General features: G+C 63.9%; 20 protein-coding genes. 15 read left to right on the forward strand and 5 right to left on the reverse strand.

The window, feature by feature from the left end; all coding sequences use genetic code 11:
- Positions 1–2: 2 nt before the first annotated feature.
- From rpsD to dsbD, 5 genes are all read left to right on the forward strand, one after another.
- The gene (gene rpsD, locus HDG33_RS26045) at positions 3–626 is read left to right on the forward strand and encodes a 30S ribosomal protein S4 (protein WP_013090752.1); all 624 of its coding nucleotides are present in this window, start codon (positions 3–5) and stop codon (positions 624–626) included.
- A 124-nt stretch (positions 627–750) separates the two neighbouring features.
- On the forward strand, positions 751–1,728 hold the full coding sequence (locus tag HDG33_RS26050) for a DNA-directed RNA polymerase subunit alpha (protein ID WP_007730697.1): 978 nt from the start codon (positions 751–753) through the stop codon (positions 1,726–1,728).
- Between the two features lie 191 nt (positions 1,729–1,919).
- Positions 1,920–2,312, forward strand: coding sequence for a 50S ribosomal protein L17 (gene rplQ / locus HDG33_RS26055; RefSeq protein WP_018420158.1), 393 nt, complete (start codon positions 1,920–1,922; stop codon positions 2,310–2,312).
- A 189-nt stretch (positions 2,313–2,501) separates the two neighbouring features.
- Positions 2,502–2,834: a divalent-cation tolerance protein CutA gene (gene cutA, locus HDG33_RS26060; RefSeq protein WP_090802155.1), complete on the forward strand. Its 333-nt coding sequence runs from the start codon at positions 2,502–2,504 to the stop codon at positions 2,832–2,834.
- Positions 2,827–4,707 carry a protein-disulfide reductase DsbD gene (gene dsbD, locus HDG33_RS26065; protein ID WP_184035558.1) on the forward strand — a complete coding sequence of 627 codons (1,881 nt, stop codon included), beginning with the start codon at positions 2,827–2,829 and terminating at the stop codon, positions 4,705–4,707. Before cutA ends, dsbD begins: the two co-directional genes overlap by 8 nt.
- A 123-nt stretch (positions 4,708–4,830) precedes the next feature.
- Here dsbD and hemB read toward each other — a convergent pair whose 3' ends face one another.
- Both hemB and yihA read right to left on the reverse strand, forming a co-directional pair.
- A complete protein-coding gene (gene hemB, locus HDG33_RS26070) occupies positions 4,831–5,829 on the reverse strand; it encodes a porphobilinogen synthase (protein ID WP_184035574.1) in 999 nt (332 codons plus the stop codon).
- A 278-nt stretch (positions 5,830–6,107) separates the two neighbouring features.
- Entirely contained in the window at positions 6,108–6,770 is a 663-nt protein-coding gene (gene yihA / locus HDG33_RS26075; protein ID WP_018420165.1) for a ribosome biogenesis GTP-binding protein YihA/YsxC, read from the reverse strand.
- A 220-nt stretch (positions 6,771–6,990) separates the two neighbouring features.
- Between yihA and HDG33_RS26080 the strand changes: the two genes are divergently transcribed.
- From HDG33_RS26080 to msrQ, 5 genes are all read left to right on the forward strand, one after another.
- Positions 6,991–7,644, forward strand: coding sequence for a cytochrome c (locus HDG33_RS26080; RefSeq protein ID WP_184036008.1), 654 nt, complete (start codon positions 6,991–6,993; stop codon positions 7,642–7,644).
- Positions 7,645–7,762: 118 nt separating this feature from the next.
- On the forward strand, positions 7,763–9,973 hold the full coding sequence (locus HDG33_RS26085; protein ID WP_184035586.1) for a cytochrome c biogenesis protein ResB: 2,211 nt from the start codon (positions 7,763–7,765) through the stop codon (positions 9,971–9,973).
- Between the two features lie 4 nt (positions 9,974–9,977).
- Complete coding sequence (ccsB, locus tag HDG33_RS26090) at positions 9,978–11,189, forward strand: c-type cytochrome biogenesis protein CcsB (RefSeq protein ID WP_090802147.1); 1,212 nt, start codon at positions 9,978–9,980, stop codon at positions 11,187–11,189.
- Positions 11,190–11,396: 207 nt separating this feature from the next.
- A complete protein-coding gene (msrP, locus tag HDG33_RS26095) occupies positions 11,397–12,392 on the forward strand; it encodes a protein-methionine-sulfoxide reductase catalytic subunit MsrP (protein ID WP_184035603.1) in 996 nt (331 codons plus the stop codon).
- Between the two features lie 10 nt (positions 12,393–12,402).
- Positions 12,403–13,104 (forward strand): protein-methionine-sulfoxide reductase heme-binding subunit MsrQ, encoded by a 702-nt coding sequence (gene msrQ, locus HDG33_RS26100; protein WP_184035606.1) that lies wholly within the window; start codon positions 12,403–12,405, stop codon positions 13,102–13,104.
- Between the two features lie 111 nt (positions 13,105–13,215).
- On the opposite strand, the gene lysA is transcribed toward msrQ, so the two are convergent.
- Both lysA and lptM read right to left on the reverse strand, forming a co-directional pair.
- The gene (gene lysA, locus HDG33_RS26105; protein WP_184035632.1) at positions 13,216–14,478 is read right to left on the reverse strand and encodes a diaminopimelate decarboxylase; all 1,263 of its coding nucleotides are present in this window, start codon (positions 14,476–14,478) and stop codon (positions 13,216–13,218) included.
- 9 nt (positions 14,479–14,487) lie between these two features.
- Positions 14,488–14,832: an LPS translocon maturation chaperone LptM gene (lptM, locus tag HDG33_RS26110; RefSeq protein WP_184035642.1), complete on the reverse strand. Its 345-nt coding sequence runs from the start codon at positions 14,830–14,832 to the stop codon at positions 14,488–14,490.
- A gap of 35 nt (positions 14,833–14,867) precedes the next feature.
- Here lptM and cyaY point away from each other — a divergent pair, with 35 nt between their 5' ends.
- Positions 14,868–15,188: an iron donor protein CyaY gene (gene cyaY, locus HDG33_RS26115; protein ID WP_090802140.1), complete on the forward strand. Its 321-nt coding sequence runs from the start codon at positions 14,868–14,870 to the stop codon at positions 15,186–15,188.
- Between the two features lie 94 nt (positions 15,189–15,282).
- Here cyaY and HDG33_RS26120 read toward each other — a convergent pair whose 3' ends face one another.
- Positions 15,283–17,679 (reverse strand): penicillin-binding protein 1A, encoded by a 2,397-nt coding sequence (locus tag HDG33_RS26120; RefSeq protein ID WP_184035645.1) that lies wholly within the window; start codon positions 17,677–17,679, stop codon positions 15,283–15,285.
- Positions 17,680–17,949: 270 nt separating this feature from the next.
- Here HDG33_RS26120 and pilM point away from each other — a divergent pair, with 270 nt between their 5' ends.
- From pilM to pilQ, 4 genes are read left to right on the forward strand one after another with little or no spacing between them, the layout of a single operon-like run.
- A complete protein-coding gene (pilM, locus tag HDG33_RS26125) occupies positions 17,950–18,939 on the forward strand; it encodes a pilus assembly protein PilM (protein WP_184035648.1) in 990 nt (329 codons plus the stop codon).
- The gene (locus HDG33_RS26130; protein WP_184035650.1) at positions 18,936–19,622 is read left to right on the forward strand and encodes a fimbrial assembly protein; all 687 of its coding nucleotides are present in this window, start codon (positions 18,936–18,938) and stop codon (positions 19,620–19,622) included. Before pilM ends, HDG33_RS26130 begins: the two co-directional genes overlap by 4 nt.
- Positions 19,619–20,551, forward strand: coding sequence for a hypothetical protein (locus tag HDG33_RS26135; protein WP_184035652.1), 933 nt, complete (start codon positions 19,619–19,621; stop codon positions 20,549–20,551). The genes HDG33_RS26130 and HDG33_RS26135 overlap by 4 nt, the downstream gene beginning before the upstream one ends.
- Positions 20,548–22,266, forward strand: coding sequence for a type IV pilus secretin PilQ (gene pilQ, locus HDG33_RS26140; protein ID WP_184035654.1), 1,719 nt, complete (start codon positions 20,548–20,550; stop codon positions 22,264–22,266). Before HDG33_RS26135 ends, pilQ begins: the two co-directional genes overlap by 4 nt.
- The last annotated feature ends 41 nt before the right edge of the window (positions 22,267–22,307 follow it).

Genomic DNA, 22,307 nt, shown 5'->3' on the forward strand with positions numbered 1-22,307 from the left:
ACGTGGCACGTTATATCGGCCCCAAGGCCAAGCTGTCCCGCCGTGAAGGCACTGACCTCTTCCTGAAGAGCGCGCGCCGTTCGCTTGCTGACAAGTGCAAGCTTGACAGCAAGCCCGGCCAGCACGGCCGTACCTCGGGCGCACGTACGTCCGACTATGGCACTCAGCTGCGCGAGAAGCAAAAAGTAAAGCGTATCTACGGTGTCCTCGAGCGCCAGTTCCGTCGCTACTTCGCTGAAGCAGACCGCCTGAAGGGCAATACGGGTGAGAACCTGCTGCAACTGCTCGAATCGCGTCTGGACAACGTCGTGTATCGCATGGGCTTTGGCTCGACGCGCGCTGAAGCACGTCAGCTCGTTGGCCACAAGGCAATCACGGTGAACGGCGTCGTGACGAACATCCCGTCGATGCAAGTGAAGGCTGGGGACGTCGTCGCCGTGCGCGAACAGAAGCGCAAGCAGGCTCGCATCATTGAGGCGCTGTCGCTCGCTGAGCAAGGCGGCATGCCGAGCTGGGTCGCGGTCGACGCGAAGAAGTTCGAAGGTACCTTCAAGCAGAAGCCGGAACGCAGCGACATCGCTGGCGACATCAACGAAAGCCTGATCGTCGAATTGTATTCGCGGTAATCGGATTGACGGCCGGGGCGCCCTGATTGCGTTGCGCAAGGGGGCGTCTCGGCTGTTTATTTTCAGGTTGTTACCGGTCAGCCTTATCGGTGTAACGAGCCGAGGGTATTGAAAAGGAAAACCTATGCAAACCAGTTTGTTGAAGCCCAAGATTATTGCAGTTGAATCGCTTGGCGAAAGCCACGCGAAAGTGGTCATGGAGCCGTTTGAACGCGGTTATGGCCACACCTTGGGCAACGCGCTTCGGCGCGTGCTGTTGTCGTCGATGGTGGGCTATGCCCCGACCGAGGTGACGATTGCAGGCGTCGTGCACGAGTATTCGACCCTCGACGGTGTGCAAGAGGATGTGGTCAACCTGTTATTGAACCTGAAGGGCGTCGTCTTCAAGCTGCATAATCGTGACGAAGTGACGGTTACGCTGCGGAAGGAAGGCGAAGGCGTGGTCACGGCCGGCGATATCGAACTCGCACACGATTGCGAAGTCATCAATCCCGATCACGTGATTGCGCATCTGTCGAAGGGCGGCAAGCTCGACGTGCAGATCAAGGTCGAAAAGGGCCGCGGCTATGTGCCGGGCAATGTGCGTCGTTACGGTGAAGAGTCGGCCAAGATCATCGGCCGGATCGTGCTGGACGCCTCGTTTTCGCCGGTTCGTCGCGTGAGCTACGCGGTCGAAAGCGCTCGCGTCGAACAGCGCACCGACCTCGACAAGCTCGTGATGAACATCGAGACCAACGGTGTGATTTCGCCGGAAGAAGCGATCCGACAATCGGCGCGCATTCTGGTCGATCAGTTGTCGGTGTTCGCGGCGCTGGAAGGTACCGAAGCAGCGGCGGAAGCGCCGTCGCGCGCACCGCAGATCGATCCGATCCTGCTGCGTCCGGTCGACGATCTCGAACTGACGGTTCGTTCCGCGAACTGCCTGAAGGCCGAGAACATCTACTACATCGGCGACCTGATCCAGCGTACCGAGAACGAACTGCTCAAGACTCCGAATCTGGGTCGCAAGTCGCTGAACGAGATCAAGGAAGTTCTGGCATCGCGTGGGCTAACGCTCGGCATGAAACTCGAAAACTGGCCGCCGGCTGGTCTCGACAAGTAAGCGGACAACTCGGTCGGGTGTGACCCGCGAATTGCACCGCTGTACTGTACTGGCAAAGGCGCGGATTTTCCTTTAAAATCCGCGTCTTGTCTTTTGTCACTACCGGCCCGTGCGCTCACTGTTTGTAGTCGATGCTGCAGAACGAGTGCGATAGAAGAGCTGGACCAAAACTTTGAACTGAAGGAATTAACATGCGTCACCGTCATGGTCTGCGGAAACTGAACCGCACGAGCAGCCACCGTTTGGCAATGCTCCGTAACATGTCCAACTCGCTGATCGAGCACGAAGTCATCAAGACCACGCTGCCGAAGGCCAAGGAACTTCGTAAAGTCGTCGAGCCGCTGATCACGCTCGGCAAGAAGCCGTCGCTCGCAAACCGTCGTCTGGCGTTCAACCGCCTGCGCGATCGTGACTCGGTCACGAAGCTGTTCGACGTGCTCGGCCCGCGCTACGCAAACCGTCCGGGCGGCTACCTGCGCGTGCTGAAGTTCGGCTTCCGCATTGGTGACAATGCGCCGATGGCACTGGTCGAACTGCTCGACCGTCCGGAAGTTGAAGAAACGGAAGTGCAAGAAGCTGAGTAAGCTTTCTGCTTCGACAAAAAGCCAGGCGCATCGCCTGGCTTTTTTGTTTTCTGCGGCGGATTTTTCATTGATAGCGAAAGCCGCTTCGCAGTGACCAAATGTCGCGGCCGCACCGCGTGGCGCCCTGCAGGGCGACAGGGCCAGGTGATACGATATCGGGATCGAAATCCTGCGCCGCCGGAGCTTGGTGTGAGTGTGAATGTGACCTTGGTGCTGACAACGGTGCCGGATGCGGCCGGCGCTCAAAAGCTCGCAGCCGACGCGCTCGCCGCTCGCCTTTGCGCGTGCGTCACCCAGCTAGGCAGCGTGCAGTCGAGCTATCACTGGCAGGGCGCGATCGAAACCGCGCAGGAAATCCAGCTGCTGTTCAAGACCAGCGCCGCTCGCGCGCTCGAACTGGAGCAATACATTCAGGCTCACCATCCCTACGGCACGCCGGAAATCCTCTCGTGGCAAGCGACGGCCTCCGCCGCCTACGGCCAGTGGATCACTGCTGAAACCCAACGCCCTGTTCATGTTTAACGGTCTCGACCGGCGCGCGCGCGCTGCGCTGCGCACCGCATTCTTTCTGCTCGGCTGCGTGTTCCTCGCGCAAGTCGCCACGCTCGCGCGCGCCGCGGACGACTTCCTCGACCCGTCCGTCGCGTTCCGGTTCAGCGCGACCGGGGCTCCCGGCCAAGTCGTCGTCACCTACAAGATTGCGGACGGCTACTACATGTACCGCGAGCGCTTCGCGTTCGCGACCCGCAACGGCACGGCGACGCTTGGCGAGCCTGAACTGCCAGGCGGTCATGTGAAGTTCGATCAGACATTCAACAAGAATGTCGAGACGTATCGCAACGAGCTGACGATTCGTATTCCGGTCAAGCAGGCTGCCGGACCGTTCGATCTTGCGGTGACGTCGCAGGGCTGCGCCGACGCGGGCATCTGCTACCCCCCGATGGAGCGCGTGTACCACGTGAGCAGCGAGGCGCTGCAGCTGGCTGGCAGCGGGGCGGCGACCCCAACCGCGCAACAATCCGCCGCCACTGACGACGAACCTTGGTACGAACGCGCCACCAGCGCCGATTACGCGCAGTCGCTGCTGCAGCGTGGCGGTTTTTTTGCGATCGTCGGGCTTTATTTCGTTGCCGGCGCCATTCTGAGCTTGCTGCCGTGCTCGTATCCGATGATTCCGATTCTGTCGGCGATCATCATCGGTGAGGGAGCGCGCGTCACGCGCAGGCGTGGCTTCGCGCTGTCGCTCGCGTATGTAGTCGGGATGGCGCTCGTGTACACGGTGCTGGGTGTCGTGGCGGCACTCGTCGGGCAGAGTCTCGGCGCATGGCTGCAGAACCCGTGGGTGCTCGGCGCGTTCGGCGGCCTTCTGACGATTTTCGCGCTGCTGCTGATCGCCGGTGTGGATCTCGAACTGCCGCCGCGCTGGCGCGATCGCATGTCGAGCGCGTCAGCGGGACGCTCGGGTGGCAAATTTACCGCGGTCGCCGTGATGGGCGCGCTGTCGGCGCTGGTGGTCGGCGCCTGCATGACCGCGCCGCTTTTTGCGGTGCTCGCGTTCATCGCGCATACCGGCAACGCCGTGCTCGGTGGCGCGGCACTGTTCTCGATGGGCATCGGGCTCGGGCTGCCGCTACTGATCATTGGCCTCGGCGCGGGTACACTGCTGCCGCGCGCGGGCAAGTGGATGGACAGCGTAAAAGTGTTCTTTGGCGTCGTTCTGCTGGCCGCGGCGCTGTGGATTGTTTGGCCGGTGCTCGGCGGGGCGGCGTCGATGCTATTGAGCGCCCTCTGGCTGCTGATCGCCGCGGTTGCGCTCGGCCTGTTTTCCAAGTCGGTTGCGGGCGCCTCGATATGGCACCGGCTTGGGCGGGCGGGCGGCGTCGTGATGGCGGTTTGGGCAGCCGCGCTTCTAGTTGGCCTCGCGGCGGGATCGTTGGATCCGCTGCGACCGCTGGCGGTGCTCGCGGCTCGCGTCGGCAATCAGGCGAGCATCGCGAAGGATGGCTCCAGCGCGGCCGCGCCGGCGCCGCAAAGGGATTTGACGTTCGCGCCGGTACGTTCATCGGATCAGCTCGACCAGGCCGTCAAAACGGCGGCGCAGCCAGCCATGCTCGATTTTTACGCGGACTGGTGCGTGAGCTGCAAGGAGATGGAGAAATTCACCTTCAGCGACCCGCGCGTTCAGGCGAAGCTGAAGCAGATGAATCTGCTGCGCGCCGACGTCACTGCGAACAATACCGACGACCAGGCGCTGCTCAAGCGCTTCAATCTGTTCGGGCCGCCGGGGATTATTTTTTTCGATCAGGGTGGCAAGGAAGTGTTGCGGGTGGTCGGCTACGAATCGGCGGATAAATTCCTGCGCACACTGGATCGGGCGAGTGCGTCGGGGGTGTAATCGAAGGCCGCGGGGCGTTGCAAGACCGCCGCTTCGCAAACGGCAGCACAAAAAAACGGAGGCGAAACCCTAAAGTTCGCCTCCGTTTTTTTCTCGACGGCCGCGCGCTAAACCGCGCCTGGCTTACTTCTGCGAACGCAGGATCTTCGCGGCATCCAGCGCGAAATACGTCAGCACGCCGTCCGCGCCTGCACGCTTGAACGCTAGCAGCGATTCCGTCATCACCTTGTCGTGATCGAGCCAGCCATTCTGCGCGGCGGCCTTCAACATGGCGTATTCGCCGCTTACCTGGTACACGTAGGTGGGGAACTGGAACTCGTCCTTCACGCGACGCACGATGTCCAGATACGGCATGCCCGGCTTGACCATCACCATGTCCGCGCCTTCGTTGATGTCGGCCTGCACTTCGCGCAGCGCCTCGTTCGAATTTGCCGGGTCCATCTGGTAGGTCATCTTGTTGCTCTTGCCCAGGTTCGTCGCGGAACCGACGGCATCGCGGAACGGGCCGTAGAACGCCGAAGCGTACTTCGCCGCGTACGCCATGATGCGCGTGTGGATGTGGTCCTCGCTCTCGAGCATTTCGCGGATCGCACCAATGCGTCCGTCCATCATGTCCGACGGCGCGACGATGTCGACGCCGGCTTCCGCCTGCGCACGAGCCTGCTCGACGAGGATCTCGACGGTTTCGTCGTTGATCACGTAGCCGGCTTCGTCGAGCACGCCGTCCTGACCATGGCTCGTATACGGATCGAGCGCCACGTCGGTGAGCACGCCGAGCTCCGGAAAATTCTTCTTCAACTCACGCACCGCGCGCGGGATCAGGCCCGCCGGGTTGGCCGCTTCACGGCCTTCGGGTGTTTTCAGCGAGGGCTCGATCGCGGGAAACAGAGACAACACCGGCACGCCCAGTTCGACGCACTGCCCGGCGACGCCCATCAGCAGATCGACCGACACACGCTCGACGCCCGGCATCGACGGCACGGCTTGCCGCACGTTGGTTCCCTCGACGATGAACACGGGGTAAATCAGATCGTTGGTCGTGAGGATGTTTTCGCGCATCATGCGACGCGAGAAGTCGTCACGGCGCATGCGGCGCGGACGGTAGTGCGGGTAGAAGCTCATATCGAATCGAAGATCGTGGATAGGTGGAGTGGACAAATAGCACCTGGCTCCGCTCCCGGAAACTTTTCGAGACAATGGTATATCATACCGATCGAGCAAGGCGCCTAGCGCTGACCTCCCCGCTTCTCCTCCCTGAGCGGGTGCCTGTCGTTTTTCGATTAGGCTGTTTGACCCGCCGTTCAAGCGGCGGGTTTTTTTATGCGCGGCCGTAAACGCGCTCTGACGCGGGTTTTACAGGCATATCACGCGTGCTGCGGGATTCCTGCATTGATATGCGTTCAGCCCGCGGCCGGCGTTTCGCCTGTTTCGCCCGCTGCCTCCGGGATCAGCCAGCTCTCGATCAGCTCATGCGCTTCATCGAGCCCCGTTCGCTTGAGCGCCGAAAACAGTTGCGCGGTGAGTTCGCCGCGATAGCCCGCAGCCCGATATTCGGCCAGTCCCTTCTGCGCGGTGCGCAACGCGTTCGTGCTTTCCTGACGCGTCAATTTGTCGCATTTGGTGAGCAGCGTGTGGATCGGCTTGCCGGTCGGCGCGAACCACTCGATCATGCGCCGATCGAGATCCGTCAGAGGGCGGCGCGAATCCATCATGAGGATCATGCCGCGCAGTTGCGAGCGTGATTGCAGATACGTGGACAGCAGCGCTTCCCAGTGCGCCTTCGCCGCACCCGGCACTTCCGCATAACCGTAGCCCGGCAGGTCGACCAGATAGGCGGTCGGCTCATCCGCCTTGCCAACCGAAAAATAATTGATGTGCTGCGTGCGGCCAGGCGTCTTACTTGCGAATGCAAGTCGCTTCTGATTGCAGAGCACGTTGATCGCGGTCGATTTGCCCGCGTTCGAGCGTCCCGCGAAAGCGATCTCGGGCTGCGCGGTGGCCGGCAGGTCGCGCAGATGATTGACGGTGGTATAGAAGCGGGATTCGTGGAGCAGGAAGGGCATGGTGGAAGCCAGATTGGAGAAGCTGCGGAGCCCGCAGCGGGAACGGGGTCAAGCCCGACTGGCGTCTAAGCGATTAGCGAGTTATTGTACAATACGATGGTTTACTGAAAACCTTAGGAGGCCGCCCCACGTGCCTTGGCGGCTCCTGGCGGTCACTCGGTCGCCGTCGTCGTACTTTGCAGAACATCTAAAATCCCACAAGACGAGACAGGGTGTGCGAATGAATCGACTGTGCAAGACTCTGATGGTGCTTCATGTAACGGCAGGTCTTTCAGGTTTGGCAATTCAGGCACGAGCAGCAGATCCGGCAAAGCCGGACATCAATCGGGGGCAGGCAATCGCGGTACAGGTATGCGCGTCATGTCACGGCGCAGACGGCAACAGTGCCGGCGGCGCATACCCGAAACTGGCGGGCCAGCATCCTGAGTACCTCGTCAAGCAGCTCAGAGATTTCAAGGCGCAGCCGGGCGCCAAACAGGCCGCGCGCAACAATGCGATCATGGCGGGCATGGCCGCCGCGCTTTCCGATCAGGACATGATCAACGTCGCGGCTTACTTCTCGACGCAGACGCCCAAGCCAGGCTATGCGCACAACAAGAAGACCGTCGCGGTGGGGCAGCAGATCTATCGCGGTGGGATTGCCGACCGCGGGGTGCCGGCCTGCGCGGCCTGTCACGGGCCCACGGGGCAGGGTATTCCGATCCAGTATCCACGCCTGTCGGGGCAGTGGGCCGAGTACTCGGTGACGCAATTGACCGCGTTCACGCAAGGTCCGGGCGCTCGTAATAACAACGACGCGATGCATGCGATAGCATCGCGTCTGTCGGACAACGAAATCAAAGCGGTCGCCGACTACATCGCGGGCCTGCATTAAGCGCTTCGTCCGCGCAAATCCAACCGGCCCGGCGAGGTCGGTGAAAAACAAGAAAAGGGTGAGGGTGTCGTCGCTACGACAGCCCTTCACCCTTTTTTGCTGTTCAGTCGGAGTTTGAATGAGCGTCACCACGTCGGGTCTGCAATCGAAGTCGGGCAATCGCGTCATCCGCAGCGCCATCGAGCTCCTGAGCTCGATGCGTTTCGCCATTGCGCTGCTCGTCATTCTGTCGATCGCCAGCATCATCGGTACCGTCCTCACGCAGGACGATCCGTATCCCAACTACGTCAACCAGTTCGGTCCGTTCTGGGCGGACATCTTCCGCGCGCTGAGCCTCTACACGGTGTACAGCTCGTGGTGGTTCATGCTGATTCTCGGCTTCCTGATGGTGTCTGTGTCGCTCTGCGTGATCCGAAATGCGCCGAAGATAGTCGCCGACGCGAAGAGCTGGAAGGACAAGGTTCGAGAAGGCAGCCTGCGCGCGTTCCATCACAAGGGTGAGTTCGCGGTGCACGGCACGCGCGCGCAGTCGGCAGCGGTGCTCGCAAGGTTGTCGGCGAAGCTCGGCTACAAGTTCGTCACGCGCGAGTCGGACGGCGCGACGTTGATCGCCGCGAAGCGTGGCGCGCTGACGAAGTTCGGCTACATCTTCGCGCACCTCGCGATCGTCGTGATCTGCCTGGGCGGCCTGCTCGACAGCAATCTGCCGATCAAGCTGCAAATGTGGCTGTTCGACAAGTCGCCGATCAACTCGAACACGGTGATCAACGAGATTTCGCCCGAGCATCGGCTGTCGCAATCGAACCCGACGTTCCGCGGCTACGCGTGGGTACCCGAAGGGCAGCACGTGTCGACCGCGATCCTGAATCAGCCCAATGGTTCGCTGATCCAGGACCTGCCGTTTTCGATCGAGCTCAACAAGTTCATCGTCGATTACTACTCGACCGGCATGCCGAAGCTGTTCGCGAGCGACATCGTCGTGATCGATCACAAGACCGGCGCGCGCGTGCCGGCGCGCGTCGAGGTCAACAAGCCGTTCGAATACGACGGCGTGTCGATTTATCAATCGAGCTTCCAGGACGGCGGCTCGCAGATGCAGATGACTGCTTTCCCGATGTCCGGCCCGAGTGCAAAGCCCGCGCCGTTTGGCGGCACGATCGGCGGCAGCGCGCCGTTGAGCTCGGCCACGCCGCTGGCCGATGGCCAGACCGTCGAATTCACTGACTTCCGCGCGATCAACGTCGAAAACATCTCGAACGGCAACGGGCAGAACGATGCGCGCGGGGTTGTCGCGCAGCACTCGCTGAAGGAAGCGTTCGACGAGCGCCTCGGCTCCGGCGCGAAGACGTCGAAGCCGCTCGATCTGCACAACGTCGGCCCGTCGGTGCAGTACAAGATTCGCGGCAAGGATGGCCAGGCGCGTGAATACAACAACTACATGCTGCCCGTCGACGTGAACGGCGAGAAAATGTTCCTCGCCGGCATGCGCTTGAATCCCGACGACCCGTTCCGCTACCTGCGCATTCCCGCCGATAGCGGCGGCACGCTCAAGGAATGGATGAATCTGCGCGCCACGCTGGAAGACCCGAACCAACGGGCCATCGCCGCTCATCAATTCGCGCAGCGTTCGGTGCCGGTTTCAAATGCAGAGTTGCAGCAACATCTGGAGGAAAGCGCCTTGCGGGTACTGACCCTTTTTGCGGGCGCCGACAGCAGCATGAAAATGCCGAATGGCGAAACGCGCGGCGGCTTCCAGGCGGTCGCTGGGTTTATCGACCGCTCGGTACCGAAGGGCGAGCAGGAAAAGGCCGCGGGCCTGCTGCTTCGCATGCTCGAAGGCGTGACGTGGGACTTGTGGCAACTGTCGCGCCAGCGGCTCGGCGAGCCCGCCGCGCCGGCCGATACGGACACGAGCCGCTTCATCCAGAGTTCGCTTAATGCGATTTCCGACAGCTTTCTGTATGGATCGCCGGTCTATTTGCAGCTTGACTCATTCAAGCAGGTGCAAGCTTCGGTATTTCAGTTGACGCGCGCGCCGGGCAAAAAAGTCGTGTATCTTGGCAGCCTGCTTCTCGTATTGGGCATCTTCTCGATGTTCTACGTTCGCGAACGGCGTCTGTGGTTCTGGCTCAAGGACACGGACCACGGCACGAGCGTCGTAATGGCGATGTCGAGCGCGCGTAAGACGCTAGACTTCGAGAAAGAGTTCGTCCAGACGCGGGCCGCCGTGAGCGCCGCATTGGGCGCGAAACTCATCGAAGCAGCCGATGCCAGCCCGGCCGGTCAGGCCGCCGCTGCGTCGGCAAGCTCACAGGATTCGACCCGGTAAGATCATGGACTTGACTCAGGTTTCCTCCTCCTCTTCTTCTGCTTCACGCGCCGACAAGGCGTTTGCGAGCAGCACGCCCGAACTCCCGAACTTCGACGAACGGCCGTTCCTGAAACGCCTGGGTATCGTCGACTGGCTGTTCGCGCTCGCGCTTGTCGGGGGCGCCGGGTTCGCGCTGTCGCGCTATTACCCGTTCATGAACTACTACGACAAACTGGTGCTGATGTGCTCGGTGCCGGTTTTCGTCGTGCTCGGCTGGCGCTGGAAGCCGGTGCGTCCGCTGATGGTGGGAATCGCCGCGCTGTCGCTGCTCGCAATCCAGATCTACCACGGCGATCTGAGCCGCGCCGACAACGCTTTCTTCCTCAAGTATTTCCTGTCGAGCCAGTCCGCGATCCTGTGGATGAGCGCGCTCTTCGTATTCGCGACCGGGTTCTACTGGATCGCGCTGCTGTCGCGCTCGCCGACCGGCGCCGCGATCGGCTCGAAGATGACGTGGGCGGCGGTGCTGATGGGCTTCGTCGGCATGATGGTGCGCTGGTACGAGTCGTATCTGATCGGCGCGGACGTCGGCCATATTCCGATTTCGAACCTCTATGAAGTGTTCGTGCTGTTCAGCCTGATCACCGCGCTGTTCTATCTGTACTACGAGCAGCACTACAACACGCGCGCGCTCGGCGCGTTCGTGTTGCTCGTGATCAGCGCAGCCGTCGGCTTCCTGATGTGGTACTCGGTCGCGCGCGACGCGCAGCAGATCCAGCCGCTCGTGCCAGCGCTGCAAAGCTGGTGGATGAAGATTCACGTGCCGGCGAACTTCATCGGCTATGGCAGCTTCGCGCTGTCGGCGATGGTCGGTGTCGCATATCTGGCGAAGGAGCGCGGCGTGCTCGCGGATCGTCTGCCGGCGCTCGACGTGCTCGACGACGTGATGTACAAGTCGATCGCGGTCGGCTTCGCGTTCTTCACGATCGCGACGATTCTCGGCGCGCTGTGGGCCGCCCAAGCCTGGGGCGGCTACTGGAGCTGGGACCCGAAGGAGACGTGGGCGCTGATCGTGTGGCTGAACTACGCGGCCTGGCTGCACATGCGTATGATGAAGGGCCTGCGCGGCGCGCTCGCCGCGTGGTGGGCGCTGACCGGGCTGCTGGTCACGAGCTTCGCGTTCCTCGGCGTGAACATGTTCCTGTCGGGCTTGCATAGCTACGGCAAGCTGTAAGATCCGCCGCGCTGAACCGACTAAGAACCGCCGCGTGCTTTAGCACCGGCGGTTTTTTTATGGCCGATGGAATATTCGTTGCGCCCCGGTGTTCGCCAGTCGAGCACCTGGAGTAACTACCCGTGGATGACAGACGCCCCCAAAGGGGCGATCATCAATAAGGCTCCGCAACGCGCGCGACGCGGCGGGCCGGCAAGGAGTAGCACGATGTGGATCAAGCGAAGTGACAGAATTCAACTGACCGGCGATGACATCGCGCGCAGCGAAATCGCGCCGCGGCATGTGTTCGAAAACCGGCGACGCATCCTGCAGGCGGCGGGCGCGATGGCGCTTGGCAGCCTGATCGGTGTGAGCGGCGAGGCGCTCGCGACCTACTCGTCGCCCGATCCGAAGGCGCAGAAGCTCGCGGCGAAAACCAACACCAGGTTCGTCGCGCTCGACAAGATCACGCCGTACAAGGACATCACCACCTACAACAATTTCTACGAGTTCGGCACCGATAAATCCGACCCCTCGCAGCGCGCGGGCACGTTGCGGCCGCATCCGTGGAAGGTGAGCGTCGAGGGCGAGATCAAGAATCCGAAGGTGTACGACATCGACGATCTGCTGAAGCTCGCGCCGCTCGAGGAGCGTGTGTACCGGCATCGCTGCGTCGAAGGTTGGTCGATCGTGGTGCCGTGGATCGGCGTCTCGCTGTCGGAGCTGATCAAACGCGTCGAACCGACCGGCAATGCAAAGTACGTGCAGTTCATCACGCTCGCCGATCCGTCGCAGATGCCAGGGTTGTCGACACCCATACTCGATTGGCCGTACTCCGAAGGCCTGCGGATGGACGAGGCGATGCATCCGCTGACGCTACTGACGATGGGCCTCTACGGCCAGGTGCTGCCGAATCAGAACGGCGCGCCGGTACGCGTCGTGGTGCCGTGGAAGTACGGCTTCAAGAGCGCGAAGTCGCTCGTGAAAATCCGCTTCGTCGAGAAGCAGCCGCCGACGAGCTGGAACACGTACGCGTCGAACGAATATGGGTTTTATTCGAACGTGAACCCGAATGTCGATCATCCGCGCTGGAGTCAAGCCACTGAACGGCGCATCGGCGAAGACGGCTTTTTCACGCCGAAACGCAAGACGCCGATGTTCAACGGTTACGGCGATCAGGTCGCGTCGCTCTATCAGGGCATGGACCTGAAGAAGAACTTCTAGGGCGAGCGCGATGGTTTCCGATACGCAAACTGTCACCCGCACCGAGCCTGCGACGCGGCGGACGTCGTCGGCGTCGGCGGTGAAGCCGCGTTCCACCGGCGGCGCGCGCTGGGTCGTGCCCACCAAAGTCGCAGTCTTCATCGCGGCGCTCTATCCTCTCGCGCGCCTCGTGCTGTTCGGCCTGACCGACCGGCTCGGCGCGAATCCGATTGAATTCATCACACGCTCGACCGGCCTGTGGACGCTCGTGTTCCTGTGCATCACGCTTGCGGTGACGCCGCTACGCCGTCTGACCGGCGTCGCCGCGTTCGTGCGTTTCCGCCGCATGCTCGGGCTCTACACGTTCTTCTACGCGACGCTGCATTTCACCACGTACCTGTGGTTCGACAAGTGGTTCGATGTTGCGGAGATTGTGAAGGACATCGGCAAGCGGCCGTTCATCACGGTGGGCTTCACCGCATTCGTGCTGCTGATCGCGCTTGCGGTCACGTCGCCGCGCGCGATGGTGCGCAAGCTCGGACGTCGCTGGCAGACGCTGCATCGCGCGATCTATGCGATCGGCGTGCTCGCGATCCTGCATTTCTGGTGGATGAAGGCGGGCAAGCACGACCTGCTGCTGCCGAAGATCTACGGCGCGGTGATGATCGCGTTGCTGGGATGGCGGCTGGTGGTGTGGATACGTGAGCGGAGGATGGGAACGCGCCGACGATGATGGCGAGTTTATTGGCGTCACGCTGTTTCAAATGAAAATGGCGATGCCACCGAGGCATCGCCATTTTCGTTGCTGCGCTCGACCTTCGCGCTCTGCCGCAGGTACTGACGTTTACGCCGGCAGTATCGTTTCATCCGCAAACAGCTGCTTGACCTCTTCGCGCGCGCGAACCACATGCGCCTGTGTACCATCCACCATCACCTCGGCGGCGCGCGCACGGGTGTTGTAGTTCGAGCTCATCACGAAGCCGTACGCGCCGGCCGAGCGGATCGCGAGCAGATCGCCGGGTTCGACCGCAAGCAGCCGCTCGCGGCCGAGCCAGTCGCCGCTTTCGCAGACCGGGCCGACCACGTCGTACACATGCGCGGGGACGTCGCGCTTCACGACCGGCTCGATGGCATGATAGGCGTCGTACATCGCGGGGCGCGCGAGATCGGTCATCGCCGCGTCGACGATCGCGAAGTTCTTGTCCTCGCCCGGCTTCAGAAACTCCAGACGTGTGAGGAGCACGCCCGCATTGCCGACCAGCGAGCGGCCCGGCTCGAAATAGACTTCGCGGTGACCGTGGCCGCGCGCTTCGATGCGATCGAGCACCGTGCGCACGAACTCACCGATTTCCGGCGGCGTTTCGTCGTCGTAGGTGATGCCCAGACCGCCGCCGACGTCGATATGGCGAATCGACACGCCGTCCTGCTCGATCTGCTCGACAAGTTCCAGCACCTTGTCGATCGCGTCGAGATAGGGCGCGACTTCGGTGATCTGCGAGCCAATATGGCAGTCGATGCCGATCACCTCGAGATTCGACATCGCCGCGGCCGCCTGGTAGGTGGCACGCGCATCTTCGAACGCGACGCCGAACTTGTTGGTCTTGAGTCCGGTGGAAATGTACGGATGCGTTTTCGCATCGACATCGGGATTCACGCGCAGCGACACCGGCGCTTTCTTGCCCATCTCGCCCGCCACCGCGTTGAGGCGGTCGAGTTCGGGAATCGATTCGACGTTGAAGCATTTGACGCCCGCCGCGAGCGCGTCGCGCATTTCGCTTGCCTGCTTGCCAACGCCCGAAAACACGGTGTTTTCCGCTTTGCCGCCAGCCGCGAGCACGCGCGCGAGCTCGCCGCCCGACACGATGTCGAAGCCCGCGCCGAGGCGCGCGAACACGTTCAGCACCGCGAGATTGCTGTTGGCCTTGACGGCCACGTGCACGCTCGCGCGACGCCCCGCGCAGGCGCCCGCATAGGCGTTCCAGGCAGCGGTGAGCGCGGCGCGTGAATAGACGTAGAGCGGCGTGCCGAACTGCTCGGCGAGGGAAACGGCGGACACGCCTTCGGCGTGCAATACGCCGTCGACGTGGTCAAATGCGGATCGAGTCATGCGAAAGTCTTATTGAACGGAAGGGACGGCAGAGGCGGGCAGCGGCACTGCGGGAGCCGATGCCGCCGAAGCGGGCGGCGCCGCGAGCTGGTCTTCGGGGGCGAGCGTGAGCGGCGTGCCCGAGGTGTCCGGGATCGAACCCGTGTCGGCCGCGCTGCCGCTAGCCGGTTGGCTTCGATCGGTCGATGGCGTTTGCGTGCGGTGAGCCGGCGGGGCAGGCATCGGCGGTACGGTCGGCAGATAGAGTGCACCGCGTTGGCCGCAGCCGGTAAGCGCACAACCTGCGAGAATGACTAAAACCGCTACAATCGCGCGGCCGGGCGCTGCCGCGCGCATCCGAGTTACGACTCGCATGACTGTCCCTGAATGAATAATCGATGGAGTTTAGCATGTCCGATAGTGATTACCTGACCCGTGCGGAAGCCGTGCTGGCCGCCATCGAGAGCGCGCTCGACGACATCGACGCCGACATCGAGCTCGAGCGCAGCGGCAACGTTTTGACGCTCGAATTCGAGAACCGCACGAAGATCATCGTCAACCTTCAGCCGCCGATGAGCGAGATCTGGATCGCGGCGAAGGCCGGCGGTTTCCACTTCCGTTTCGTCGACGGTGAATGGCGCGACACGCGCAGCGGCGCGGAGTTTTTCGCGGCGCTGTCGCAGTATGCGACGCAGCAGGCTGGCGAGCCGGTGCGGATCGCCGCGCTATGAGCGCGGTGTAATAAGCGCGAGACGCTCTCAAAACAAAACCGCCGCGTAACGAACGCGGCGGTTTTTTCTTTTCTAGCGGGACATCGACGCAGCCTCAGTGCCCGCGGAACAGATTCATGATGTCCTGCTTTTCCTGTTCGCCGACCTGTTCCGGCGCGGCGGCTGCCGCGCTCGCCTCCGCATCGAGCGTCGCCTGACTGACGCCGACCGTCGCGATGAAACCGTGGCCCGGCGTGAACTCGTCGAAATAAAGCTCCGAGCCGATTTCGCTGACGTCGTCGGGGCGTGGCATCTTGTACTCGGGCACCCCCTTCAGCGCGCGTCCCATGTACTCGATCCACACCGGCAGCGCGAGCCCGCCGCCGGTTTCCTTGTCGCCGAGGCTGCGCGGATTGTCGTAGCCGATCCACGCGATCGCGGTGAGGGTGTGCTGATAGCCGGCGAACCACGCGTCGCGGGAATCGTTGGTCGTGCCGGTCTTGCCGGCGAGATCGGTGCGCTTGAGCACGTTGCTCTTCGCCCCGGTGCCGTGCTGCGCGACGCTTTGCAGCAGGCTGTTCATCACGTAGGCGTTGCGCGGTTGGATCGCGAACGGCGCGCTTTGCCCGGCCACGAGCGGCTGCGCATGCGCGACGACGACGCCGCGCTGATCGGTGACCTCCGCGATCAGATACGGATTGATCCGGTAGCCGCCGTTGGCGAACACCGAGAATGCGCCGGCCATTTGCAGCGGCGTCACGAGACCCGCGCCGAGCGCCATCGGCAGATAGGCGGGATGGCGGTCCGCGTCGAAGCCAAACCGCGTGATGTATTGCTGCGCGTACTTCGGGCCGATCTGGTTCAGGATGCGGATCGACACGAGGTTCTTCGATTTCTGCAGCGCGGTGCGCATCGTCATCGGACCGTCGAAGCCGCCGCCGTAGTTTTTCGGCTCCCACGCCTGGCCGCCGGTTTCGGCGGCGCTGAAGAAGAGCGGCGCGTCGTTGATGATCGTGGCGGGCCCGAGGCCCTTTTCGAGCGACGCCGAATAGATGAACGGCTTGAAGCTGGAGCCCGGCTGACGCCACGCCTGCGTCACGTGATTGAACTTGTTCTTGTTGAAGTCGAAGCCGCCGACCAGCGAGCGGATCGCACCGTCCTGCGGCACCAGCGAGATGAACGCGCCTTCCACCTGGGGCAATTGCGTGATCGACCAGTCGCCCTCGTCGTTCTTCACGAGCCGCACGATCGCGCCGGGCCGGATGCGCTGATTCGGCTGCGCGCGCGGGCCGAGCGCGAACTGCGCATAGCGCAGGCCGTCGCCCTGAATGGTCGCGACATTGCCGTCGATGAACGCCGCCTGCACCTGCTTCGGGCTCGCCTCTGTGACGACGGCCGCGATGATTTCGCCATTGTCGGGATGTTCGAGCAGCGCGTCGTCGATGGCCTGCTCGCGCTCGTCGGCGTCGGCCGGCAGATCGATGAACGCCTCCGGGCCGCGATAGCCGTGACGGCGCTCGTAGTCCATCAAGCCTTTGCGCACCGCGTGGTAGGCGACGTCCTGATCGGCCGAGTCGATCGTGGTCACGACGTTCAGGCCGCGCGTGTAGGCTTCCTCGCGATACTGCGCGTACATCATCTGCCGCACCATTTCCGCGACGTATTCCGCGTGTACGCTGTACTCCTTGCCCATGCCCTTCACGACGAGCCGCTGCCGGCTCGCCTCGTCGTACTGTTCCTGAGTGATGTAGTGCAATTCGTACATGCGCTGCAGGATGTACTCCTGGCGCACCTTCGCACGCTTCGGATTGACGACCGGGTTATACGCGGAGGGCGCCTTCGGCAGACCGGCGAGCATCGCCGATTCGGCGAGCGTCAGGTCCTTCAGATCCTTGCCGAAGTACACGCGCGCGGCACTCGCGAAACCGTACGCGCGCTGACCGAGATAGATCTGATTCATGTACACCTCGAGAATCTGATCCTTGCTCAGCTTCGACTCGATCTTGTACGCGAGCAGCATCTCGTAGATCTTGCGCGTGTACGTCTTCTCGCTGGACAGAAAGAAGTTGCGCGCGACCTGCATCGTGATCGTGCTCGCGCCTTGCGTCGCATGACCGTTGGTCAGCGCGACGAAGCCGGCTCGCGCGATGCCGGTGAGGTCGACGCCACCGTGCTCATAGAAGCGCGCGTCCTCGATCGCGAGGATCGCTTTCTTCAGGCTGTCGGGCACGTCCTGGATGTGCACGATGTCGCGCCGCTCCGCGCCGAATTCGCCGATCAGCACGTGATCGGCCGTATAGATTCGCAGCGGCACTTTGGGCTGATAGTCAGTCAATGCATCGAGTGACGGCAGGTTTGGCGTCGCGACGACGAGCGCATAGCCGAGCACCAGCGCCACGCATACGATGCCCGCCACGATCAACCCGACAAAGCCAAGGATCAGCTTCAGCCATAACGGACGTTTGCGCTGTTTCGGCGCGGGCGGTGGGGACGCAGGAGACGTGGCTTGCATAGGAGTACCGGAAAAACAGTCCCGCGATTATAGCCGCCAGGGTTTTTCTGCTTTCGACAAGCTTACGAATAACGCGCAATCGGCACACGCCAGGCGGCGCGGGAATGACTTCGCCGTAGTCCCAACTGTAGTCGCTTTGATGTCGCTCGGGGCGGCTTCGCATCCGCGTTAGCCATTCGGCTGAATGTCGTTAGGACGTGCGTCTGCCGACAATGATCCCTCGTTACTCGCGTTCGAATGGTTCGTCGCGTGAGTCAGAGGGAGGGCGGTATGGCCTATAAAAATTCGTGGCTTCAGGCGGTGCGGGAGGGCCGGCAGCGTTTCGCCGCCGGCATCGATGTCGGTTCGCAAAACGTGCGTCTCGTCGTGGTGAGTCAACGCGCCCGGGGCGCGCTGCATCTCGAACATATGAGCACGGTGCCGTTCGCGGCCGGCACCATGGCGGGCGCCGAGATCGTCGATCGGCAGGCCGTCGCGCGGGCGTTGCGCGATGCGTTCGCCGGTTTGCCGCGCGTATGCGCGACGCACGCGCTGCGCTGCGCGATGGCCGTGCCTTCGTCGGCCACGCTGACGACGACAGTGCCGCTCGCGCGGCTCGCCGCTCAGAGCGACTGCGAGGCGGAGGACGGCGGCGTTGCGCTCGCCGGACTTGCGCCCGCGGTGATGGGAGAGGCGGAGCGCATCGCCGGCCTCGAGCGTCATGCGCTCGCGGTCGACTGGTACGTCGACGAGACGCCGTCGCCGGTGCGCTCGGTGAAGATCGCCGCGACCGCGCGTCAGCATCTCGAAGCGCGGATCGAATGCGCCGCGACCGCAGGGATTTCGCTGTCCGCGATCGATGGCGAACCGCACGCGGCATTGCGCGCGCTGCGCCACGCGGCCAGTCGCGAGCTCGACCCGAACGAGCCGTACGCGGCGGTGTGGGTCGGTACGGACGGCGTGTACGGCTGGAGCGTCGTCGATGGCGCGAGCATCGGCGAGATGCGCTACCCGGCGCCCGAGCATGCCGATCTCGCCGACGCCTTGCGCGATCTCACGCACGGGCCGGAGTTCGACTGCGCGCTGATTGGCGGCGAAATCGATCTGCTCGACGGCGTCGGCTTTTCACTCGCCGATATTGGCGACGTGCTCGGCTGCTCGGCGCTGCCGTTCGAATGCGCGCTGCTCGGCAGCCACGCGCGGCCGCTCGACGACGCCTTGCTGCACGAGCCGGCTGGCGCGGTCGCGTTTGGGCTCGCGTTGCGCGGGGTGCTGGAATGAAGGCCGTTCTGTCGTTTTCGTCTGGCGTCGCCGCGAGTGCCGATCAGCGCGCCGCTGTACCGTGGCTGGGCGGCTTCAATCTGCTGCCGTATCGCCAACGCAACGCGCGACTCGCGCGGCGCCGCTGTATGCGCGACTGGGCTGTGGCCGCTTGTGTCGGTGCCGCGGGTGTGTTGCTCGTCGCCGGTTGGCAGAGCTTCGCCGCAGCGCGGCTCGATGCGCGGCGCGCGGCGGCCGGGCAGGCGCTGACTCCGCTCGCCGTGCCGCTCGCGGAGCATGCGAAGCTGTCGCGGGCCGAACAGGATGAGCGCGAAGCCGCAGCGCGCGCCGCGAGTCTCGCGAGGCCGCTCGCACAACTGCGCGATCTGCTCGACGCGCTGAGCTTCGAACCTGGCGATCACGTCGTGTTGCGGCAGTTGCGCCAGCGCGAGTACGAGACTGAATTGCTGGCGACTTCGAGTGGCCATATCGCGTCGGCTGAGTGGCTCAAGCGGCTCGGCGCGATCCACGGCGTGCAGGGCGCGGAGATGCGCGATCTGCATCGGCCGACGGGGAAGGGCGGCGCGTCGACGGAACAGGCGATAGGCGGACCCGTGGAGTTCGATGCGCGCCTGCGCTGGGGCGATCCGCCGCACAAAGCGACGCGCGCCCTGAAGGCCGCACCAACGGGAGGTGCGCGATGAGCACGACCTTTTTCGAGGCGGGTGGTGCGGCGCATGGATCCGCGGGTTTTTCGCGCTGGCTCAAGCGGGCGCGTATGCCGCTCGAGGCGTGGAACCGGCGCCGTCGCTGGCTTGTCGCGGCGACGCTTGCCGCGCTCGTGTTCGGTGTCGGCGCGTACGGCTGGAGCGCGGCTGATCTCGCCGGACTGGAAGCGAGCCGCGCGGCGCTCGCGCTCAGCACGCAGCGTCTCGCGGACGCGCGGCACACGCTCGCACAGCTGCCGTCGCTGCGCCGTGCAGCCGCGGCGATGCCGGCCACGGCGTCGAGCGCCGTGTCGTGGAACTCCGCCGACGACGTGCGCATCGTCTCCGAGCTGGCCACGCAAAGCGGCGTCGCGCTGCTTGCGGTGGAACCGGGCGCGGCGAGCGGCGAGGGCGTCGAGCGGATGCGCGTGCTGCAGCTCACCGCGCGCACCGACTTCGTTCACCTGATGGCGTTTTTCCACGGGCTCGCGCAACTGCCGGTGCTGATCGTTCCCGTCGACGTGACCGTCAAGCAGGACAGCAAAGGGCTCGCGGTGGCCGCGACGCTGCAGGTGTACGCCGCGCTGCGACCGGTGCCCGACACCCCGGCTGCGAGCGCCGAGGCGAGCCCTGACGCCGACGAGGCTGCCGACGATGACGACGAAGGCCTCGTGTTCTTCGATCCGTTTGCGAAGTCGCAGATCTCCGCGAGCGGCGAGCTGGGTGATGCTTCTGAGTTGCGCCTTGTCGGTTTGCTGCGCGATCGTACCCGCGGGCTCGCGCTGCTCGACACGCCAGACGGCACGACGACGGTCGCGGCCGGGCAACGACTGGGCGTCGAGCGGGTCACACAGCTCGACGCGCTCGGCATTACGCTCGCGAACGGCGGCGCGACGCGCACGCTGACGCTGACGGAGGCGTCATGATGCGCACGCTCAAGCGATGGAGCGTCGCGACGCTGGGTGTCGGACGCGAGGTCCGCGTCGTCTGCGGACGGTGTTTCGGGCTCTACGTCGCCGCGACGCTGGGTGCCGGCGTCGCACAGGCAGCGACGCCACTGCTGCTGCCGCCGTTGCCGACTTACGCGGCGCTCGACGACCCGGCCGTATCGGCCAACACCACCTACGAGACGGCGCCGCTGCCGAGCGGCGGCATCGGCCAGGCGGCGAATCCGTTCGGCGACGTTTCCACGCCAGGCGCGGCCCAGGAGCCGGACACGCTCCAGCCGGCCGCCCGTTCCGCGATAGCGCCCGACGCCTCCCCGGACGACGTCGCCAACGGCCCGATGCCGCCGCCTTCGCCAGGACAACCCGCCACCCCGGGTCGCGCCGACAGTGCCGGCACGCCTGGTCTCGAAGGCCCGCCGGTCCCGCTGCCGCCGCGGCCGCGCCTCGCCGACGCATCGGCGAGTGCGGACTCGGGCCTTCCCGCGGGCAACGAGCCGATCTCGCTGAACTTTCAGCGTGCGCAACTTGGCGCGGTCCTGAAAGCGTTCGCCGAGTTCTCCGGCCTGAACATCGTCGCCAGCGACAAAGTGCGCGGCGCCGTGTCGATACGTCTCGACAAGGTGCCGTGGCGCACCGCGTTCGACACCTTGCTCGACGTCAACAATCTGGCGATGGAGCGCCACGGCAACGTAATCTGGGTCGCGCCTGCCGCCGAACTCGCCGCGCGCGAACGTCAGCGCTTCGAAGCCCACGCGCGCGCCGCGGACCTCGAGCCGCTCGCGAGCCGCACCTTCGAGCTGCACTACGCGCACGCCGAGGACGTGCGTCGCCTGCTGACCGGTTCCGGCACCCAGCGCGTGCTGTCCAAACGTGGCGCCGTCACCGCGGATCCGCGCACCAACCTGCTGTTCGTCACCGATCTCGCGGGGCGGCTCGAGCAGATCGCGGCGCTGATCGCTTCCGTCGACCGGCCGACTCGCCAGGTGCTGATCGAGGCTCAGATCGTCGAAGGCGACCAGGGCTTTTCGCGCAATCTCGGGGTGCGGCTGTCGCTCGCCGGCACCAGCGCGGACGGTACGTCGAGAGGGCTGACGGGTGGATCGGACGGCTCCGTGTACGATCTGTCGGCCCGACCGATCTCCGGATTCGATGCCGCGACCGCCGGCCTCACGCTGTTCGCGGCTCACGCGACCCGGCTGCTGAATATCGAACTCTCGGCGCTCGAGTCCGAAGGGCATGGGAAAATCGTGTCGAGCCCACGGGTCGTCACCGCGGACCGGATGAAGGCGATCGTCGAGCAGGGCACCGAGCTGCCGTATCAGGCGAAGGTCGGGCAGGGCGTATCGGGCGTGCAGTTTCGCCGGGCGACGCTCAAACTGGAGGTCGAGCCGCAGATCATGCCGGATGGCCGCGTGGTGCTCGATCTCGACGTCGCGAAGGACAGCGTCGGCGAGCAGACCGACGCCGGGCCCGCGATCAACACCAAGCACGTGCAAACGCGCGTCGAGGTCGAGGATGGTGGTACGGTGTCGATCGGCGGAATTTACGAGACCGACGACCGTGACGACGTCGAGCGGGTGCCCCTCCTCGGCAAAATACCGGTTCTGGGCGCATTGTTCCGCCATCGGACTCATCGCGACACGCGTAGCGAACTGGCGGTTTTCATCACGCCGCGCGTGGTGCGGGAAAATTAGGGCATATAGGGCACGCATGCACCGCCGTCCGCCGGCGGCGC

Origin of the sequence: Paraburkholderia sp. Cpub6, from assembly GCF_014201065.1 — a bacterium.
Lineage (GTDB): Bacteria > Pseudomonadota > Gammaproteobacteria > Burkholderiales > Burkholderiaceae > Paraburkholderia > Paraburkholderia tuberum.

Excerpts from the sequence above, each read along its gene's own strand:
- lysA (WP_184035632.1), bottom strand. The coding sequence starts at position 14,478 with ATGACTCGATCCGCATTTGACCACGTCGACGGCGTATTGCACGCCGAA.
- hemB (WP_184035574.1), bottom strand. The coding sequence starts at position 5,829 with ATGAGCTTCTACCCGCACTACCGTCCGCGCCGCATGCGCCGTGACGAC.
- ccsB (WP_090802147.1), top strand. The coding sequence starts at position 9,978 with ATGGACTTGACTCAGGTTTCCTCCTCCTCTTCTTCTGCTTCACGCGCC.
- HDG33_RS26050 (WP_007730697.1), top strand. The coding sequence starts at position 751 with ATGCAAACCAGTTTGTTGAAGCCCAAGATTATTGCAGTTGAATCGCTT.
- HDG33_RS26080 (WP_184036008.1), top strand. The coding sequence starts at position 6,991 with ATGAATCGACTGTGCAAGACTCTGATGGTGCTTCATGTAACGGCAGGT.
- HDG33_RS26120 (WP_184035645.1), bottom strand. The coding sequence starts at position 17,679 with ATGCAAGCCACGTCTCCTGCGTCCCCACCGCCCGCGCCGAAACAGCGC.
- HDG33_RS26130 (WP_184035650.1), top strand. The coding sequence starts at position 18,936 with ATGAAGGCCGTTCTGTCGTTTTCGTCTGGCGTCGCCGCGAGTGCCGAT.
- HDG33_RS26085 (WP_184035586.1), top strand. The coding sequence starts at position 7,763 with ATGAGCGTCACCACGTCGGGTCTGCAATCGAAGTCGGGCAATCGCGTC.
- pilM (WP_184035648.1), top strand. The coding sequence starts at position 17,950 with ATGGCCTATAAAAATTCGTGGCTTCAGGCGGTGCGGGAGGGCCGGCAG.
- yihA (WP_018420165.1), bottom strand. The coding sequence starts at position 6,770 with ATGCCCTTCCTGCTCCACGAATCCCGCTTCTATACCACCGTCAATCAT.
- dsbD (WP_184035558.1), top strand. The coding sequence starts at position 2,827 with ATGTTTAACGGTCTCGACCGGCGCGCGCGCGCTGCGCTGCGCACCGCA.
- lptM (WP_184035642.1), bottom strand. The coding sequence starts at position 14,832 with ATGCGAGTCGTAACTCGGATGCGCGCGGCAGCGCCCGGCCGCGCGATT.
- pilQ (WP_184035654.1), top strand. The coding sequence starts at position 20,548 with ATGATGCGCACGCTCAAGCGATGGAGCGTCGCGACGCTGGGTGTCGGA.
- cyaY (WP_090802140.1), top strand. The coding sequence starts at position 14,868 with ATGTCCGATAGTGATTACCTGACCCGTGCGGAAGCCGTGCTGGCCGCC.
- rplQ (WP_018420158.1), top strand. The coding sequence starts at position 1,920 with ATGCGTCACCGTCATGGTCTGCGGAAACTGAACCGCACGAGCAGCCAC.
- HDG33_RS26135 (WP_184035652.1), top strand. The coding sequence starts at position 19,619 with ATGAGCACGACCTTTTTCGAGGCGGGTGGTGCGGCGCATGGATCCGCG.
- msrQ (WP_184035606.1), top strand. The coding sequence starts at position 12,403 with ATGGTTTCCGATACGCAAACTGTCACCCGCACCGAGCCTGCGACGCGG.
- msrP (WP_184035603.1), top strand. The coding sequence starts at position 11,397 with ATGTGGATCAAGCGAAGTGACAGAATTCAACTGACCGGCGATGACATC.